At 35.1% G+C, this 19,531-nt stretch carries 18 protein-coding genes and 2 other annotated features; of the genes, 5 read left to right on the top strand and 13 right to left on the bottom strand.

Annotated elements, in window-relative coordinates:
* Positions 1 to 7 precede the first annotated feature (7 nt).
* Positions 8 to 727 (bottom strand): DUF554 domain-containing protein, encoded by a 720-nt coding sequence (locus JFU23_RS24795; protein ID WP_000236011.1) that lies wholly within the window; start codon positions 725 to 727, stop codon positions 8 to 10.
* 213 nt (positions 728 to 940) lie between these two features.
* Between JFU23_RS24795 and JFU23_RS24790 the strand changes: the two genes are divergently transcribed.
* The gene (locus tag JFU23_RS24790; protein ID WP_002126792.1) at positions 941 to 2,044 is read left to right on the top strand and encodes a CapA family protein; all 1,104 of its coding nucleotides are present in this window, start codon (positions 941 to 943) and stop codon (positions 2,042 to 2,044) included.
* 52 nt (positions 2,045 to 2,096) lie between these two features.
* Complete coding sequence (locus JFU23_RS24785; protein WP_201032965.1) at positions 2,097 to 2,324, top strand: hypothetical protein; 228 nt, start codon at positions 2,097 to 2,099, stop codon at positions 2,322 to 2,324.
* A 96-nt stretch (positions 2,325 to 2,420) separates the two neighbouring features.
* Here the strand turns inward: JFU23_RS24785 and ilvA are convergent, their stop codons facing one another.
* Together ilvA and ilvD are read right to left on the bottom strand one after the other, a co-directional pair.
* A complete protein-coding gene (gene ilvA / locus JFU23_RS24780) occupies positions 2,421 to 3,683 on the bottom strand; it encodes a threonine ammonia-lyase IlvA (RefSeq protein WP_201032964.1) in 1,263 nt (420 codons plus the stop codon).
* A 32-nt stretch (positions 3,684 to 3,715) separates the two neighbouring features.
* Entirely contained in the window at positions 3,716 to 5,389 is a 1,674-nt protein-coding gene (gene ilvD, locus JFU23_RS24775) for a dihydroxy-acid dehydratase (RefSeq protein WP_201032963.1), read from the bottom strand.
* A 103-nt stretch (positions 5,390 to 5,492) separates the two neighbouring features.
* Positions 5,493 to 5,738 (bottom strand) — a binding site (T-box leader).
* 261 nt (positions 5,739 to 5,999) lie between these two features.
* Here ilvD and JFU23_RS24770 point away from each other — a divergent pair.
* On the top strand, positions 6,000 to 6,758 hold the full coding sequence (locus JFU23_RS24770) for an SDR family oxidoreductase (protein WP_002141274.1): 759 nt from the start codon (positions 6,000 to 6,002) through the stop codon (positions 6,756 to 6,758).
* A gap of 44 nt (positions 6,759 to 6,802) precedes the next feature.
* On the opposite strand, the gene JFU23_RS24765 is transcribed toward JFU23_RS24770, so the two are convergent.
* Genes JFU23_RS24765 through JFU23_RS24750 form a run of 4 tightly spaced genes read right to left on the bottom strand, consistent with a single transcriptional unit; the run spans position 6,803 to position 11,915 of the window.
* Positions 6,803 to 7,492: a response regulator transcription factor gene (locus JFU23_RS24765; protein ID WP_201032962.1), complete on the bottom strand. Its 690-nt coding sequence runs from the start codon at positions 7,490 to 7,492 to the stop codon at positions 6,803 to 6,805.
* 15 nt (positions 7,493 to 7,507) lie between these two features.
* Positions 7,508 to 8,998 carry a sensor histidine kinase gene (locus JFU23_RS24760; protein ID WP_201032961.1) on the bottom strand — a complete coding sequence of 497 codons (1,491 nt, stop codon included), beginning with the start codon at positions 8,996 to 8,998 and terminating at the stop codon, positions 7,508 to 7,510.
* 27 nt (positions 8,999 to 9,025) lie between these two features.
* On the bottom strand, positions 9,026 to 10,270 hold the full coding sequence (locus JFU23_RS24755; protein ID WP_201032960.1) for a copper resistance CopC/CopD family protein: 1,245 nt from the start codon (positions 10,268 to 10,270) through the stop codon (positions 9,026 to 9,028).
* 16 nt (positions 10,271 to 10,286) lie between these two features.
* Complete coding sequence (locus JFU23_RS24750) at positions 10,287 to 11,915, bottom strand: multicopper oxidase family protein (RefSeq protein WP_201032959.1); 1,629 nt, start codon at positions 11,913 to 11,915, stop codon at positions 10,287 to 10,289.
* 246 nt (positions 11,916 to 12,161) lie between these two features.
* Between JFU23_RS24750 and msrA the strand changes: the two genes are divergently transcribed.
* Positions 12,162 to 12,695, top strand: a complete 534-nt coding sequence (msrA, locus tag JFU23_RS24745; protein WP_201032958.1) for a peptide-methionine (S)-S-oxide reductase MsrA — start codon at positions 12,162 to 12,164, stop codon at positions 12,693 to 12,695.
* A 166-nt stretch (positions 12,696 to 12,861) separates the two neighbouring features.
* On the opposite strand, the gene JFU23_RS24740 is transcribed toward msrA, so the two are convergent.
* The 5 genes from JFU23_RS24740 to JFU23_RS24720 all read right to left on the bottom strand — a co-directional run bounded on the left by JFU23_RS24740 (position 12,862) and on the right by JFU23_RS24720 (position 16,339).
* Positions 12,862 to 13,062, bottom strand: coding sequence for a hypothetical protein (locus JFU23_RS24740; RefSeq protein ID WP_002141267.1), 201 nt, complete (start codon positions 13,060 to 13,062; stop codon positions 12,862 to 12,864).
* 204 nt (positions 13,063 to 13,266) lie between these two features.
* Positions 13,267 to 14,163 (bottom strand): RCC1 domain-containing protein, encoded by an 897-nt coding sequence (locus JFU23_RS24735; RefSeq protein ID WP_201032955.1) that lies wholly within the window; start codon positions 14,161 to 14,163, stop codon positions 13,267 to 13,269.
* A 164-nt stretch (positions 14,164 to 14,327) separates the two neighbouring features.
* Positions 14,328 to 14,969, bottom strand: coding sequence for a FusB/FusC family EF-G-binding protein (locus JFU23_RS24730; protein WP_201032950.1), 642 nt, complete (start codon positions 14,967 to 14,969; stop codon positions 14,328 to 14,330).
* A gap of 264 nt (positions 14,970 to 15,233) precedes the next feature.
* The gene (locus JFU23_RS24725; protein WP_201032948.1) at positions 15,234 to 15,920 is read right to left on the bottom strand and encodes a DUF421 domain-containing protein; all 687 of its coding nucleotides are present in this window, start codon (positions 15,918 to 15,920) and stop codon (positions 15,234 to 15,236) included.
* Between the two features lie 155 nt (positions 15,921 to 16,075).
* Positions 16,076 to 16,339, bottom strand: coding sequence for a CD3324 family protein (locus JFU23_RS24720; protein WP_002031213.1), 264 nt, complete (start codon positions 16,337 to 16,339; stop codon positions 16,076 to 16,078).
* A gap of 326 nt (positions 16,340 to 16,665) precedes the next feature.
* On the opposite strand from JFU23_RS24720, the gene JFU23_RS24715 reads away from it, so the two are divergent.
* Positions 16,666 to 17,370, top strand: coding sequence for a polysaccharide deacetylase family protein (locus JFU23_RS24715; protein ID WP_016119999.1), 705 nt, complete (start codon positions 16,666 to 16,668; stop codon positions 17,368 to 17,370).
* Positions 17,371 to 17,487: 117 nt separating this feature from the next.
* On the opposite strand, the gene JFU23_RS24710 is transcribed toward JFU23_RS24715, so the two are convergent.
* Positions 17,488 to 18,831 (bottom strand): sodium-dependent transporter, encoded by a 1,344-nt coding sequence (locus JFU23_RS24710; RefSeq protein WP_061675714.1) that lies wholly within the window; start codon positions 18,829 to 18,831, stop codon positions 17,488 to 17,490.
* Between the two features lie 304 nt (positions 18,832 to 19,135).
* Positions 19,136 to 19,358: a binding site (T-box leader), on the bottom strand.
* Between the last annotated feature and the right edge of the window lie 173 nt (positions 19,359 to 19,531).

Raw genomic sequence — 19,531 nt, 5'->3', positions numbered from 1 at the left:
CCTTCCCCTAATGACTTATTATCAAACCATAACCGTATATAATAGAAACAATTACTCCAACCATTAATATGCCTGGAAGTAAATTTGCCACTTTAATTTTAATAAATCCAAGTAAGTTTAATCCGATTGCGAATATCATAATACCGCCAGTAGCCGTCATTTCCACTATAAATTGATTCATTAATTCTTTTGGAACAAAACTATTAATTTGTGTTGCAAAAACTGCAATACCTCCCTCATATAAAATCACTGGAATCGCTGAAAATACTACGCCAATTCCTAGAGTTGTCGTTAATATAATAGAAATGAATCCATCGATAATCGCCTTTGTAAATAAAATATCATGATTTCCGCGAATCCCACTGTCCAATGCACCAAGTATCCCCATCGCTCCGATTGCAAAAATAAGCGTGGCTGTTACAAAGCCTTCTGATATGCTCCCTTTCCCTTTCGATCCAACTTTATTTTCTAGCCAATCCCCTAACAGTTTTAACCTTTCTTCTAATTGTAGCCATTCTCCGATTACCGTACCAATAACTAAACTTAGTATGACAACAAGAAAATTTTCACTTTTTAATGCCATTTGAAGTCCAAGTACAGTAACCGCTAAACCAATTGCATGCATAATTGTTCCCTTCATACTTTCTGGAATCGCACTAAATAATTTACCAAGTAAAGTACCAAATATAATACAAATCCCATTTACAACTGCTCCTAATATAACCATTTCTCATTCTTCACCCTTCGAATTCTTTATTTCTATATTTTGGTTTATACATTGATTTACAGGTTACCTATATGTTAACGTAATATTGTGAATATTAACAAACGTTTTTCACTACATAACCCGCTATTTTTTTGTAACTATACAAAGACCGATTGCCTTTAGTAGATTCATTGTTAATCTAATTGCGGGATAAACTCAAAAGGGAAGGTATTTATGAAAACTTTACTAAAACGATTTCTGTTAATAGCCTTTTTCATTACACCAATTGTTTTATTAATCAACTACTCTTTTATTTCAAAAGCGAAAGACAAACCTGATATGCAAAACAAATCTAGTAAAACAGCTTCAAAAAGCGAAAAGAAAACCGAAGACCCTGAAATCACACTCACCTTCTCTGGTGATACAATGTTCGATTGGCAATTACGTCCCGTAATCGAAAAAAATGGGGCTGATTATCCATTCCAACACGTAAAAGAAGAAATAACGAAAGCTGATATTTCTTTTGTTAATTTAGAGTCAGCATTTACAACGAGAGAAAAAAAAGTACCTGGGCAACAATTTTGGATTAAAAGTGATCCATCCACACTACAAGCCATTAAAAACACCGGATATGACATCGTGAACATTGGCAATAACCATACGCTTGATTATGGGCAAGATGGACTACTAGACACCATTTCTCACGTCGAAAAATTAAAACTACCTTACACTGGAGCCGGAAAAAATGCTGAAGATGCTTATACTGCTCGTGAACTAACTGTAAAAGGAAAAAAGTTTAAATTTCTTTCCTTTGTACGCTTTATGCCCAACTTTAATTGGGTAGCTGGTGACAATAAACCCGGCGTTGCAAACGGATATGACCTAGATCTTGTAACAAAAACGATTCAAGAGCAAAAGAAAGATGCTGATTATGTAATCGTCTATATGCATTGGGGCGTCGAAAAATCTAATCGCCCAATAGAATACCAGAAACAATATGTTCCGAAAATGGTAGAGGCGGGTGCTGATGCAATCGTTGGAAGTCACCCGCATTGGTTACAAGGATTTGAGTATTACAATAAAGTTCCTATCGCATACTCGTTAGGAAACTTTTTATTCCCGAATTATGTAAATGGAAAGAGTGCCGAAACAGGCGTATTAACTTTAACCTTTAAAGGTAAGGATGTCCAAATGTCATTCAATCCTTACATCATTCGCAACAACCAAGTTTCTCCTGTAAATGAAGAAGAAAAGAAAAAAGCACTGCAATATTTACAAACGGTTTCAACTGATGTAGAAATTGATGACACTGGGAAAATAATAAACAAACGCAACTAAACAGCACGAGATTCATTTCTCTGTAACATACATTACGGGATAGGTGATGAATATGCTGAAAAACTTATTAGAAAATATAAGTCTGTTAGAAAACGTGTATAAAATATCTATAGCGATCCTGCTTTTATGTTCATTTTTTTCTGTTAGACTTCTAAGAAAAATAAAGCGAGAGAGAAAACTTACTCCCTTTGAATTTACAATGTATGTAATCATTCGTATTGCAATACTTTTTTGGTTAACTAGCTTTATCCTACTTGAATATGGAACGTATTTCGTTTAACTTTCAAAGAATAAAAAAGATAGAACAAGCAGGATTTCCCTCCTGTATCTATCTTTTTTATTTCAAGTAGAATTGTATGTTAACTCTTTTCTTTTATTAAATAAGTAAATCAAACAGCACAGGATTTTTATTAAGCTCCACGAATTGAATGTTATTTTCTTGAAAACGAGTAATTAAAGCTTCATAGTCTTCCTTATGCTTTAATTCTACCCCCACTAAAGCTGGACCATTTTCTTTATTATGTTTCTTAATATACTCAAAGCGAGTAATATCATCTTCCGGTCCTAATCCTTTATCAAGAAACTCTCGTAGTGCTCCTGAACGTTGCGGAAATTCAATGATGAAATAGTGCTTTAATCCTTCATGAATAAGGGATCGTTCTTTCATTTCTTGCATTCTATCAATATCATTATTTCCACCACTTAACATGCATACAACTGTTTTTCCCTTTATTTCATCTCTGTATAGATCAAGTGCCGCAATAGAAAGCGCACCAGCTGGCTCTGCTACAATCGCATTTTTCTTATACAGTTCTAAAATCGTTGTACAAACCTTTCCCTCCGGTACTAAAACAATATCATCAATTACATCTTTACATGTTTCAAAAGTTAACTTTCCTACCTTCTTAACAGCTGCTCCATCAACAAAACTATCAATCTTTTCTAATGCAACATTTTCATTTTGAAGAAAAGCTTCTTTCATAGATGCAGCTCCCATCGGTTCTACACCGATTACCTTTGTAGTAGGACTAACCCCCTTTACATATGTACCAATACCAGATGCTAATCCACCACCGCCAATTGCTGTAAATATATAATCAACTGGTTTCTCCATATCATGCATAATTTCAACAGCGACTGTTCCTTGACCAGCAACGACATACGGATCATCAAACGGATGTACAAATGTCATCCTATTTTCTACACAATAGCGCTGCGCCTCTTGGAAAGAACTATCAAATGTATCACCAACTAATACAATGTCTGCGAAATCACCACCGAAAAATTCAACTTGTGATACTTTTTGCTTAGGTGTCGTTGTCGGCATGAAAATTTTTGACGGAATCTTCAATAAATTACACGTATAAGCAACTCCTTGTGCATGATTACCAGCACTTGCACAAACAACACCATTTTGTAACTTTTCTTTCGGTAAACTTTGAATTAAATTATACGCACCACGAATTTTGAAAGAACGAATAACTTGTAAATCTTCTCGCTTAACATATACGTCACATTCATATTTCTCAGATAAAACTGAATCTCGTTGTAACGGTGTTTTAATAACGATATCTTTCATGCAATTATGAGCCATTAAGATATCTTCAATTTTCACTCTCTCCTTTACATTTTGCACCATTTTATATCATCCTTATCTCTTTTTATATTGGCTCAATCAAAATTCGGGATTTTCAGAACTGCACCTGTATTCGCCGATGTTACCATTTGTGCATAACGTCCAAGCCACCCAGTTTTCACTTTTGGTTCTGGTCGTTTCCACCCTTTTTTACGCTTCTCTAATTCCTCATCACTAACTCTCACTTCTAACAAGCGTTCCTCAACATCAATACATACAATATCTCCTTGTTCAAGAAGTGCAATCGTTCCGCCAGCTGCTGCTTCTGGTGAAATATGCCCTACCGAAATACCACGTGAAGCACCAGAGAAGCGACCATCAGTTAAAAGTGCAACATCTGCTCCTAATCCCATACCAGCAATTGCTGATGTTGGTGCTAACATTTCCGGCATACCAGGTCCGCCTCTTGGTCCTTCATAGCGAATAACAACTACATCTCCTTTCTTAACTTTCCCAAGCATAATGCCGGCAATCGCCTCATCTTGTGAATTAAAAATAACGCAAGGTCCTTCAAATCGTTTTACTTCTGTTGCTCCGCTTTTAATAACCGCTCCGTCTTTCGCAAGGTTTCCTTTTAATATACGTAATCCTCCTTCTTCACTATGAGGATTTTCTAGAGAATGAATAACTTCCTTATCTTGAATCTCTGCATGAGCAATGTTTTCTCTTAATGTTTGCCCAGTAGCAGTTATACGATCAAGGTGAAGTACCCCTTCTTTTCGGCTCATCTCTTTCAAAATTGCACTAATCCCGCCTGCGCGATCGATATCTTCCATATGCCAATTAGAAGCTGGACTTACTTTACATAAATGCGGTACACGTCTTGAAACTGCATCAATGCGGTTCATATCGTAATCTAACCCCGCCTCTTGTGCGAGTGCTAACGTGTGTAATACTGTATTCGTTGATCCACCCATCGCCATATCAAGTGCAAACGCATCATCAATTGCTTCTTCTGTTACAATGTCGCGTGGTTTAATATCTCTTTCAATTAAAATTTTTAATTTTTCTGCTGCTTGTTTAATTAACTCCTCACGTCTTGGATCAATCGCTAAAATACTCCCGTTACCAGGAAGAGCTAAACCTAACACTTCACATAAACAGTTCATAGAGTTCGCTGTAAACATACCGGAACAAGAACCACAAGATGGACAGCCATGATCTTCAATATCCTTTAATTCTTCTTCTGAAATTTTCCCAGATTGATAGGCTCCTACCCCTTCAAAAACAGAACTTAAATCGACAACTTCCCCTTTAGATGTTTTCCCCGCTGCCATCGGACCACCTGAAACGAAAACAGTTGGAATGTTTATTCGAAGTGCAGCCATCATCATACCTGGTGTAATTTTGTCACAGTTTGGAATACAAATCATTCCATCAAACCAGTGTGCATTTACAACCGTTTCTACTGAATCTGCAATGATTTCACGACTCGGAAGCGAATAACGCATACCGATATGACCCATCGCAATACCGTCATCTACTCCAATTGTATTAAATTCAAATGGCACCATGCCTGCCGCACGAACGGCTTCTTTTACAAGTTTCCCAAACTCGTTCAAGTGCTTATGCCCTGGAATAATTTCAATAAAAGAATTACAAATTGCTATGAATGGTTTATCAAAATCTTCATCTTTTAAACCAGTTGCTTTTAATAAACTACGATGCGGAGCTTTATCAAAACCTTTTTTAATCATGTCACTTCTCATCTTGTCAAATCCCTTCTTACACATTTTTTCTCTTACTTAATCTATTTTTTAAAATAAAAACTCTCACCTCAGCAATCAACTACTACTTAATAGTAGCTTTGATTGCTGAGGCGAGAGTTTCGCGTTACCACTCAGCTTCCTTACACTTCTCACGAAATATAAGCTTTGTAGGTCCAACCAGACCCCCGTCCTTTTACCGGAGACGATACCGCCGCCCTCTACTCAGTTTCCCTTTCGCAAGCGATGCTCCGAGGTGATATTCAATGATTCGATGCTTACTACTCTCGCAGCCTTGGAGTAGCTCTCTGAAACGATCATAATCATCTACTTTCCTCTTCTTTGCATATATATAATATAAAGTCTGAAAATTCATAATTGGCTTTTATTTGTTAAACGTATTATAGGACTTTGTTCTTTTCATTGTCAACATTTTTTTAAAAATTCATTTTTAAAGTTCAATTCATACACCAAAAGGTTGTTTATTTTTCTCAAAACAAAATTGGAATGAACTTCTTACACGTACTCATATATTACTTAAGTATGTTTGCTTTTCTACATAAAGAAAAACAACTTAAAACATATAAAAATTTCATGAGGAGATGAGAGAACTATGTTAAAAGGTAAAATAGCATTAGTTACTGGAGCAAGCCGAGGAATTGGACGTGCTATCGCAAAACGTTTAGCAAACGATGGTGCATTAGTTGCTGTTCATTATGGTAACCGAAAAGAAGATGCTGAAGAAACTGTTCATGAAATTCAATCAAATGGCGGATCAGCTTTTTCTATCGGTGCAAATCTTGAATCTTTACACGGTGTAGAAAACCTATATAATTCTTTAGATACTGAATTGCAAAAGCGAACTGGTGGAACGGAATTTGATATTTTAATAAACAACGCTGGAATTGGACCTGGTGCTTTTATTGAAGAAACGACTGAACAATTTTTTGATAGAATCGTTTCAGTAAATGCAAAAGCACCATTCTTCATCATCCAACAAGCTCTACCGCGTTTACGTGACAATAGCCGGATTGTTAATATCTCATCAGCCGCAACTCGCATTTCTTTACCTGATTTCGTTGCATATAGTATGACGAAAGGTGCAATTAACACAATGACTTTCACTCTAGCAAAACAACTTGGCGCACGAGGTATTACTGTAAATGCAATACTTCCAGGCTTCATTAAAACAGATATGAATGCGGAACTCTTGAGCGATCCAATGATGAAACAATATGCTACTAACATTTCAGCTTTCAATCGATTAGGTGAAGTAGAAGACATTGCCGACACTGCTGCATTTCTCGCTTCTCCTGATAGTCGCTGGGTTACTGGACAATTGATTGATGTTAGCGGAGGATCTTGTTTGTAAATTCATTTACAATAAAAAAGCCAGCAAAAATGCTGGCTTTTTTATTAGTGTGTAAAACGATATCCTACTCCCCAAATTGTTTCAATGTATGATTTATCAAATGGATCGAGTTCAATTTTTTGACGAATATTTTTCACATGTACAGCAACCGTTGCTGCATCACCAATTACATCCATCCCCCATACAGTTTCAAAGAGACGATCTTTACTAAATACTTGGTTTGGATGTTCCGCCATACAAGTTAATAAATCAAATTCTTTTCCTGTTAACATGACCTCAGTTCCATTTATAAATACACGTCGTGCCGATTTATAAATAAGCAATCCTCGAATACGAATTTCATCTTTTATTTTTTCTCGCTTCCCTGTTAAACGATCATAACGGGCTAGATGAGCGTTTACACGCGCCACCATTTCACTTGGGCTAAATGGTTTTATAATATAATCATCTGCTCCAAAACCTAACCCTTTAATTTTATCGATTTCCTCTTGTTTTGCGGACACCATAAGTATTGGTATGTCCTTTTTCAATCGAACTTGTTTACAAATTTCATATCCATCTATTCCCGGTAACATTATGTCTAAAATTAACAAGTCATAATCCTCCAGAAGAACTCTTTGTAAACCTTTTTCGCCAGAGTAATCAATATCTACTGTATACCCCGCAACCTCTAAATAATCCTTTTCTAACTCTGCTATAATAGCTTCATCTTCAATAATTAAAATTCTTTTCAAGATGCTCTCCTTTTTCTAATTGATTTTTTGTAATGTAAATGCCAGCGTCGTTCCTTTACCTTTTTTGCTTTCTACCCAAATATCACCACCATGTTGTGTGATAATCTGATGTGCAATTGACAAACCAAGTCCGCTTCCACCCGTTTTAGAATTTCTAGAATGATCTGCACGATAAAATCTTTCAAATATATAAGGCATCGCCTTCTCCTCTATTCCTATCCCATTATCTTTTATGTAAATCGTTACATAATCAATAGATTCGGTCATGCGAATTCCTATATATCTTTCTTCTTTATCCATATACTTCACACTATTCCAAATGATATTTGTAATAACACGACGTAATTTTTCACGATCACCTTTTACCAAAATAGAAGTATCCTTTTGAGCATCCCAACTCACTGCAATTCCCTTATCTTGCAATTCAAGCTGTAGTTCTTCTATACAATCAGATAAGTATTGATTAATTTCAACCTCTTCAAATTGAAACGGTTCCTCTTTCAAATCAAGTTTTGAAAAGAGAAAAAGCTCGTCAATTAATTGATCCATATCAAACACTTTATGATAAATAATCGTTAAATATTTATCTAATTGTTCTGGAGTTCGAGCGATACCTTCTTTAATTCCTTGTACATAACCTTTAATAGCCGTTATCGGCGTCCGTAAATCATGAGAAATATTTGAAAGCAACTCTTTACGATTCTTTTCATATTGCATTTGCAACTCGACCGATTCCTTCAACCTGCCACGCATCTCTTCAAACGATAAACTTAATTCACCTATTTCATCTTTCGCAAGCGGCTTTACTTGAAAATCTAAATCACCCTTTTGAATTCTTTCCGTTGCCTGCTTTAATGAATGTAAGGGTTTAATAATACTCCGTGATATAAAATATGTTAATATTCCATTCGTAATAATTAACCCCAGTATTAAAGAGCATACGAAATACGGGAAAAATTCTCTAATCATTTCTTCTAAAGGATTTACATACTCAAATACAAAAATACTAACCTTATCCTTCTCTTCATCGTAGTAATCAAATTGCTTATAGTAAAAAGAATTACCCTCTATTTTCACATCCATTCCCTTTCTTTGTCCTTCCGTTTCAAATGCGGGTAGGTATTTATCAAACGAAGAGATTTTAAAATATGGGGATGAATATTTAAGCTCATCATTTTTTCGAATTAGTAATCCTGCTTGATTATCGTTTAATTCTTTATCAGTTTCCTTTAAAAAATTTATATCCTCCAATTTATCTGGAGCATACGATGAAAGAATTTTCAACCTACTAAAAATATCATCTTCATCTTCTTTTGTACGAATAGCTCCCTCCTGCTCTTTATCAATGAGAGAATGACTATTTTGATTAAGACCAATGATTGCTTTTGCAATACGAATATCACCAAATAAAGTAACACTAATTAACATAACTGCTATACCGCAAAAAACGATTGGAATAATTACCATCGCAACATACGACAACAGCAATCTAATACGGATTGACATTACAGAACTCCTATGAACATTATAATTTTAGCTTGTTACAGAATTCACCGGAAACGAAACTTGACTCATCCAAATACCAGCTAATAATACGAGTATAGCTAGAACAATTTCTAAGAGCAATAAACGGCGATTAACTGTTCCGATATCGTTACCCCATGTTTTCGTTTGTCTCCATGCTACAATTGTAATTATACATACAGTAAGAATCTTTATATTTAAAAGGTTCGTCCATATTGAATTAAAATTAAAAAGTACCCAATTCCTTGTCTGTAAAAACACAATTAATTCCCCAGAAAGAAATGCTAGAATAAATGAAATACCAGCAATAATGCTAAAATGCTTACGGAAACTCTTTTGATCAAATGTAATTTTGTATAATGTTGTCCACACTATAACAAGAGCTAAATAAATAAGTGCTCCTAGCCACACTGCAATACTCATAACGTGGACCATTCTAATTATAACTGCTGCCCAATTTGGATTAGTAATCCATACATGACCTGTGAAAGAAAAACTCGCAACAAGAAATCCCCAAATTAGCGCATACCATTCGTTCCCCATATGCCGCAAAGACATAAGAACTAATAATAGCAGTTGAATCATAATAATAACTGAAAATGGCGAATGAATAAGTAAACTTCCCTTCGGAATAACTGACTTATATACTATTAATTCGGCTATTAATCCTACTACAAGTATAGAGAAAAAAATCTTTTTCATATTCTTCATTCTTTGCAATATGGAAGGTAATCTATAACGCTTTACAAACATATCGAGCCACTTTACTCCTGCTCCAATTAAAATCATTCCCTCAACAATATAGCGTAGTGTTACTATCATAACATCTGAAAATACTGAGCCACTCCCACTCGCATTTTCCTCTACCACTACATTAGTTTGTACTTCTTCTCCAATTGAAAAGGGATAGCCTCCCTCACTCGGATGTCCGTCTGCAGAAATCATAGACCACCTTACTGTGTAAGTACCATTATTTAAGTTTGGTATTTTCACTTTTATTTTTGCTGGGTTATCTAATATTTCAACCTTTGATACTTGCACTCTCTTTGCACTTGCATCTAGCAATTCAATATTAACTACATTTCCCGCAACTGGTTCACTAAATTCAAGAATAATCTGTTCCGGTTGTACTGTAAGAACCTCACCCTCTTTAGGGGTGGCTCCTACAACACTTGTATGAGCAAATACACTACTATGAGAAAATAAAAATATACTTGTACTTATTACAATAAATACTATCATTCTATAAAGCATGAAAACCTCCGTATTATTATTCTGGATGATTACCCGCGTGATTTCCTGTAGAAAACGGAGTAGTTACCCCCTCATAATTCATCATCGTATGCATTCCTTTTTCCGCATGAACGAGATGATGACAATGAACCATCCATAGTCCACTATTATTTGCCTCTAGAGCAATTTCATATTCTTCTCCCGGAAAAACATTAACTGTATCTAAGTAAATCGGACTTCCCTCCATTGGTTTACCATTTTTAGAAATAACCTGGAATGTGTGTCCATGCAAATGCATTGGATGAATTTCTTCCCCCTTATTTTTAAATCGAATCTTAACTTTATCCCCTTTCTCTACTTTAATTGGTGGAATGTCAGGTGATGTCTTTCCATTAATCGTATACACCCATTTTTCTTGTCCATTTACATCTTTCACACCTTCTGCCAAATCCATATCATAGACTTTTGTAAACTTTGAATCTATCGTAAACTTGCCAACTTCTTTTTCTCCATATTTCGTAAAGTCAAACCATGGATAACTCTTTATATCAACAGGTTTTTTCGGAAAAGAACCGTTCCCAATAGTCGTCGTTAACATTCGATTCATTTTCTTAGATGGATCAACATTAATAAGTTTTACACTCGTTGTTTCTGGCATTTTAAAAACAAGGTCATAACGTTGTGCAGCACCCATCGGAAGAATTGCTTTATCTAGCTCGTCCCCACCTTTTATGTCACGACCATCTAATGCAATAATTTGAAATGGCGCCCCAACTAATGTCATTAAATGCGTATTATTCCCAGCATTAATTAAGCGAAGGCGTACTGTTTCACCTGGTTTTGCATCCAATCGTAGTCCCTCACTTGTATCATTTAATGTAAATACATCGTAATCATCTCCATCAGATAAATCTTTGAGTTGATCATTACTTGGCATCATTAACGGTCCTTCTAAAGTTTGCGCCTTTTCATTTCGAATATGATTGCTAGGATAGCTATCCCAATTTTTATCTTGTTCGCCATTATGCTTACGGGTTTTTATGGCTCCTGTTTTCCATTCATGGATCGCCACTGTATAATCCTTTTCATATTTTACAGCTGGTTTATTCGGTTCAATAACAATGGTTCCAAATAGTCCCCGTTCCGTTTGTATTGCACTTTTTTGATGTGAATGATACCAATATGTTCCTACCTGATCAGCATTAAATGCGTATGTATATGTTTCACCTGGTTTTATAGCATTTTGCGTAACACCTGGAACACCATCTACCGCCGCAGGAACATCTAATCCGTGCCAATGGATTGTAACCGGTTCTGGTAATTCATTTTTCAAATTTACAACAATACGTTCACCTTGTTTAACTCGAATTTGAGTACCCGGTGATGTTCCATCAAAGGTCCATGCATCTACCTTTTTCCCATTCCCCAAATCTAAACTTGCTACTTTCGCCGTAATATTAAAAGTTTTTGTAACCCTATTTTCTGCATCTGAATTCGTAAGAGATGTAATTGATTCTGAAGTAGATGTTACGTCTCTTAACTTCTTTTTTTCATTTGTACCTGGGTAATTATTAATTAAAAAATATCCGAAAATAACTAACCCTAATAGTAAGCATGCCGCAATCAATATATTTCTTAAATCACTTTGTATAAATTCCTTTTTCATATTAGTCTCTCTTTCATTTTTTGTTGTAAACTATTAATTTTCATACGTGGATTCATTGCCTATCACCTCACATATTCACTTCGATTTACATCATAACACTCAGAAAAAAGAAACTTTGAAGGAATTTTAAAGACTTTATAAAGAAATATATTTCAATTTTTATTCACTTCTAAATCTTTTTTATTGCGCAATAAAACATTTTATATAATACTGTATAAAACATATATATTTAGGAGGATTACAGCAATGTCTGAAAAAACATACGAACTCGCAACCTTCGCAGGCGGTTGCTTTTGGTGCATGGTAAAGCCATTTGATGAACTTCCTGGTATTCATAAAATACTTTCTGGCTATGCAGGTGGTCATGTAGAAAACCCAACATACGAACAAGTAAAGACTGGAACATCTGGACATTTAGAAGTTGTACAAATTACATTCGATCCTTCTATTTTTCCTTATCAAAAATTACTAGATTTATATTGGCCACAAATTGATCCAACTGATGACGGCGGACAATTTTTCGATCGTGGTCCATCTTACCGCACAGCAATTTTTTATCATAATGAAACACAAAAAGAGCTTGCAGAAAAATCAAAGCAAACTCTAGCAGAAAGCGGTATGTTTAAAGATCCTATCGTGACTGAAATTCGCTCAGCTGCACCTTTTTATGAAGCAGAGGAATACCACCAACATTTCTATAAAAAGAATCCAGAGAAATATGCTACTGAGCAAAAAGAATCTGGCCGTGAAGACTTTATAAAAGAAAATTGGCAAAAATAATAATAAAAATGCATCGTACCTTTTAAGTACGATGCATTTTTATCTTTGAAAAAAGTACCATACAATGATGAGAACAACCGCTGTTAATGTCCAAAGTGCTATTTCATTTTTCACTCTACTCTTTTTCTTAGTCATTTCCTCTCCTCCTAATAGCAATACAACGTATTCAAGATTTCCTCTGTTTAATTGTCCACCTTATATACGTGAATACATCCTTACAAATTCTTATAACAAAACCACCGACGATTCCGATTGCAATTGAAATTACTAACATCTGTACAAAACTAAGAGTAGTTGTGTATGTTATGTAGATAACAATGCATACAAGTAAAACATCCGGTAAAGAAAGCAAAAACTTTTTAAGCATTTCTTCAGCTCTCCTATGCTTTATTTGTAATTTATACTTTCTACTGTAGCTTTGAAATAAAGTTTGTTCAAAAATTCCATTTAGACACTCATTTTATGGAAAAAGAATAAGAACCTCTTTTAAAAAGGGATTCTTATCTACATATCCTATTCCATAATTACTCCTAAACTAGAATAATATTACTAGTGATTTGTTGTGAATTAACTATTTGCCAGGCAATCGGATGTTACGCCAGCTACCTACATCGCATTGACCGTATGTATTATCACCTACTGCTACCACCGTGCCATCTAATTTAAGTCCGACCGTATGCGCACAACCTGCCGCTATCGCTACAATATCACGCCAATCACTTACATTACATTGGCCATACTCATTCCAGCCGACTGCCACCACGGTACCATCTGATTTCAGAGCGATTGTATGATTACTCCCTACCGCTATCGCCACAATATCGCGCCAATCGCTTACATCACATTGGTCATGTTTATTATTACCCACAGCCGTCACCATACCGTCAGATTTAAGACCAACTGTATGAAGATATCCCGCCGCTATCGCCACAATACCACGCCATCCACTTACATTGCATTGGCCATATCGATTATTCCCCACAGTGGTCACTGTGCCGTCCATTTTAAGACCGACTGTATGCCAGTCACCCGCCGTGACCACCACAATATCTCTCCAGCTACTTATATTACATTCTCCTTCTTTATTTCGCCCCACTGCTATTACTGTGCCATCCGGTTTAAGGCCAATGGTACGACGCCACCCTGCCGCAACCGCTACAACATTATGCCAATCATTTACATCACATTGTTCATGCTTATTCCAACCCACCGCTTCCACAGTATTATCACTTTTAAGAGCGATTGTATGAGCGTTCCCAGTGTTCGTCGCCATATGAACATTGCCCGCAGCGACTGCTTCAATATCACGCCAGCCGCTTACATTGCATTCACCTTCTTTATTTCGCCCCACTGCTACCACCGTACCATCCGATTTTAGAGCAACTGTATGTCCACGACCTGCCGCTATCATATCTTTAGGCCACCGTTTCACTTTTAACATTTCTTCTTTCGGTGAAATGTAATTCATGTTTTACCTCCTTCAAAATAAGCAACTGTATCCAAATAGATATTTTTATCAAATTTCATTATAAATGACCTGACTTTTTTTATAAATCTACAGCTACAAAAGAAGCCTATTATTACTTCTTCAAAAAATAAAAACCTCCAGTTTAAATACTAGAGGTTTCTTCTTTATTTCTTCAATCGTTCAATAAAATCGTTCAATTTATCAAGCGATTTCATATTATGATTACAAGCTACACCATCTTTGCAAATATAGTTTCCCTTTCTAACGAAAGTTCCTGGTACATCACCTTTAATTTCAACTAAAAACATACCTACTTCTTCATGCCCATGACATAATGAACAAATGCTTTTTTTATTTAAACTTTGAAATGTTCCTTGCAGACCAACAAACTTATTTTTATCATTTTTCGCTACAATAAATTTCCTACTTGATCCTTTGTCAATCCAACTTAAATAAGATAATTCTTTCATGTCCAGTTCTTCCATATCAGGCAGTTTTAATTTTTTTGCTTTAGGAAATAATTTTTTTAATGTTTGTGCTGTAACTTCCTGAAACGGAATGACATACGGATTTATTTTCATTAAAAACGATTCTGCATCTTCTCTATTTTGAACTGTTAATACCGTATCAATTAACTCTTTCTGTTCATCCGTTAAATTCTCAAATACATGTATTATCTTTTCAATTGCAAGTGATTTTAACGCTTGAATTACACCTCTATCATTTGCCGTTGCATGCCCATTTGCTAAAATATAAGCTTGTGACTTTATAAAATTGTATTGATCACTTCTAATAAAAGCTTCCATCTTTATCACTCCATACAAATTGTTGATCTAGTCTTACCCCGCATTAACGGGCAGTAAGACTCCCACCTTAAAATTCGGCTGAAGCAAAGAAGTTAGGCGGGAGATCGAATGCCCGTAAACGCCCGATTGGTTCAACTAATAATCAGTGGGATGAACAAAACCCCCACTGATTAAAGTTTCACTTTATTGTATACAATGATTCAGTTTTTTGATATGTAAAAGATAGTTTAGAAATGAAAATTACATAACTACATCGGTTATTTTCTACCGATTCATCTCCTGACAAAAGAATCCATCATCTGTTTTCCATTCCGCATATAGTACGTCCTCAAATTTAGTAATCCCTTTTTGCTTTATTTGTTTATAAAGCCATCCTTCATCAAATCCTGCTTCCCTCAAATTATCCTTAACTACTTTCCCATCACTAATTAATGAAATCGGTAAGTATACAGGTTTATGTTTTAAACTTAAATCATTTATAGTAGGAGATTCATATTTGCTTTTCTTCAGAACACTTATGTTTCCATTAGGTTCCAAAATCATATATTCAACTTCTCGGATTGAAAATATATCTTTTTGTTGTCTTAGCATTTGTTGTAGTTGATTAATATCCAAATGATTTGAACTTAGTTGTTCCCGGTCAATATATCCATTACGGATAATGATTGAAGGAGAGCCTTCAAAAAAACTTCTCGTCCCCCTAAATTTTTGCGTTATCACTTCTATTGTATAAATTAACACTACCCATACAAGTACTGCATATAAAATAGACCATACTTTTATTTCCGGATCATATATAGTATTTCCTACTAATTCTCCGAGAACTATGGCAGAAATAAAATCAAATGGCGTTAACTGAGATATTTGTGTCTTCCCTAATATTTTAGTAGCAATCAATAGCACAAAAAAACCAAAAAATAGTTCTATCGTTATTTGTCCTAGATGATTCATATATGCTCACCTTTCTGCTTTTCACTCAAATGCTCTATATTCTATTTAGTAAAAAGCCGGCACATTTTTTCTATTATCTTGCCCATTCATATCCAATAGATACAAAACAAAAAGAGTCTAGTTCAATTTAATAATTGAACTAGACTCTTTTATTTTCATTTAGAATACACAATCTTTTTAATCGTTTCTCCGGAAAGAAAATGCTCCTCCGCAAGTTGATGAATGGAAATTCCACTTTTAAACGCTTCTTTAATAGCTTTGTTTCTTTCATCTAGTTGTTTTCTTCCTCCAGATTGTGTACCCCATTTACAATGTTTTGTTTCTTGTTTTGGAATGTAAATTGTTTCACCTTGTATATACTTTTGAATTTCAGCAATTAAACTTTCTGGTAAAACCGTCGCAGCTTTAACGTATTTCATTTCTGCTCGCCCCTTATTTTTTATGGTTCATTTCAATAAGGTGCAAAGCCAAATATAAAAAATGATACGAGCTCATTTAGGCGATTGTATATTACTTGTCTACCCCACGCAAAGTATCGCCATTTCCATACTTGGCTTTGCATGAGACGCTGCAGTGTCTGGCAATTGAATTATAATCGCCATATAAACACCTCCTAATATACCTTTTGCATTTTATTATATGATAAATTTCTTCCCCTTGCATCCACATCCTTTTTAAAGCACGAAGTTACTTAGTTTGATATAATACTTTTTAGTCCAATCCAAAAGTATAGTGAGGTTGCGTTATGAAAAAGAATATAATCATTACAATCGTTACATTATTCATTATTACTGTAGCATTATTCGGAACATACAAATTGATGAACGCAAGAAGTTTTCAATTGTTTGGAGGTTTAACAAACCGAGTAGAAACAAATGAAAAAGTGATTGCTTTAACTTTTGATGATGGTCCTACTAACAATGTAAAACAAATATTACCGCTACTAGATCGATACAATGCAAAAGCTACTTTCTTTTTAATCGGAAATGAACTAGAGAAAAACCTATCGTTAGGAGAAGATATCGTACAATCTGGACACCAAATTGGAAACCATACATACTCTCATAACAGAATGGTTTTCAAAACTCCTTCTTTTATTAAAGAAGAAATAGAAAAAACGAACTCGATAATCCGTCAAACAGGATATACAGATGAAATTGATTTTAGACCACCTAACGGTAAAAAGCTAATTGGTCTGCCCTATTATTTAAATAAAAACAATATCGAAACAATCACATGGGACCTTGAACCTGATACTTTTTATACATCTACAGCTGATAAAATTGAATATGTTAGTAAAAATGTAAAACCAGGTTCTATCATTTTATTACACTCTATGTATGATGAGTCTAATGAAAATTTACAGACCATTGAAGGTATTTTAGACTCTTTATCTAAGAAGGGCTATCAGTTCGTAACAGTAAACGAATTACAAAAAAGAGCAAAATAAAGTGAAACTTTAATCAGTGGGGGCTTTGTCCAGCCCCCACTGATTATTAGTTGAACCAATCGGGCTTTTACGGGATAAAAAGGTAGCGTATCATAGAGCGATACGCTACCTTTCTTTTTATATAATTCCAAGTACATTTAGGAATACGATAATAATCGCAATTGGTGCAATATAGCGAAGTAAGAATAACCATAATACGAACAGTTTATAGCCTTTATTTTTACTTACACCAAGTTCTTTCATTAATACATCTTTCTTCATTTTTAAAGGGACAAAGATGGAAACTAATAAAACACCAAGTGGCATTAGTATGTTACTAACCGCATAGTCTGCTAAATCAAAAATTGTTTTCCCAAATGGTTTCACATCACTTAACAAACCGAATGATAAGGCTGATGGAACCCCTACAACAAAGATTAACAACCCAACAATTAAAGCCATTTTTTCACGTTTCCCTTTACTTTTACCTTTAGTTGTTAAAGACGCAACACTAATTTCTAACATCGAAATTGCTGATGTAATAGTAGCAAAGAAGAATAGTAATAAGAAAACAATGAAGAATAATTTCCCGAATGCCATTTTACTGAAAATAGCTGGCAGTACGATAAACAATAGCCCCGGCCCTTGAGATGGTTCCATTCCAAATGCGAATACAACAGGGAAAATCGCTAGCCCTGCAAGTAATGTAATAACAAGTGTTAAAGCTACGATAGAAAATGCTGAACGCGGTAAACTTTCTTCTTTCGGTAAGTATGAGCTATACGTTACCATAACGGCTACACCGACAGATAGCGAGAAGAACGATTGCCCCATTGCATATAAAATGATTTCTGACGTTACGTTTGAGAAATCAGGTTGTAAGAAGAATCGAACTCCTTCTCCAGCACCGTCTAAAGTAAGTGCACGAACAATTAGTACAAAGAATAATACGAATAATGCTGGCATGAAATATTTATTTACTTTTTCAACACCATTTTGTACACCTTTACTTACGATAAAAATAGTAATAAGGATGAATAATAGCTGTGATCCAACTGCTAAATATGGATTGGAAATGATTTCACCAAACGTAGCTTCGTATGCCCCATTTCCTTCCCATAGTCTACCTGTAATTGCATTCCATAAATATAGTAAAATCCATCCCCCTACAACACTGTAGAAAGAAAGTAGTATGAAACAAGTTACAATCCCTAATTTACCTAACCAAGGCCATAGTGTTTTTGGTGCGATTTCGCTATACGCCTCAACGGCCTCTTTTTGTGTACTTCTTCCGATAACGAATTCAGCTAATAATAGCGGTAAACCAATTAATAATGTGAAACCGATGAAAATAAGGAAGAACGCGCCGCCTCCTCCAATTCCGGCCATATACGGGAACTTCCAAATCGCTCCAAGACCAATCGCTGAACCTGCTGCAGCTAATACGAAACCTAATTTCGATGTCCATTGCTGTGAATTCATTTGTTAATCTCCTCTCTTTATCTTTATCTTTTTCTGTTTTACAATCCGGTATTTATATTGTTCTATCCATACTCTTTTCTAATACGTTCACTTCCTCCCTAATAAAAAACGTCCCTACGTAAATACGTAGGGACGACAAAAATATCGCGGTACCACCCTAGTTGTGAAGATACACCAAAGTTAGGACCTAAATAAAAAACGTCCCTACGCAAATACGTAGGGACGATAAAATATCGCGGTACCACCCTAGTTATGAAGCCACACCAAAATTAGGACCTAAATAAAAAACGTCCCTACGTAAATACGTAGGGACGATAAATATCGCGGTACCACCCTAGTTGTGAAACAATCTTCACCACTTTATTTGATAACGGTATAAACTACCGTCTTTCATTTCCTCATAATGTGAGATTTATGAAAGATGCTCCAGGACGAACTTCATGAATAATCTATATACTGATTCACACCAACCATCAGCTCTCTGAAATAGGGAGATATTCACTACTATACCCTTTCATTGCCCAAATATTATTTTCCGAATTGATTACTATCATTTTTATCATACATTAAAAATAGTGTCAACTTATATTTTGAAATTTTATGCATTACATTCTATTTAAAGATTCAAAATATGACTTTTGTATGAATAGTATTAGAACATTTATGGTTTATACTGTATTAACTTCTCTAGCAGGTTTAT

Source organism: Bacillus sp. TH50, from assembly GCF_016650565.1.
GTDB lineage: Bacteria > Bacillota > Bacilli > Bacillales > Bacillaceae_G > Bacillus_A > Bacillus_A mycoides.
This window is presented reverse-complemented; position numbering and strand designations above follow the sequence as displayed.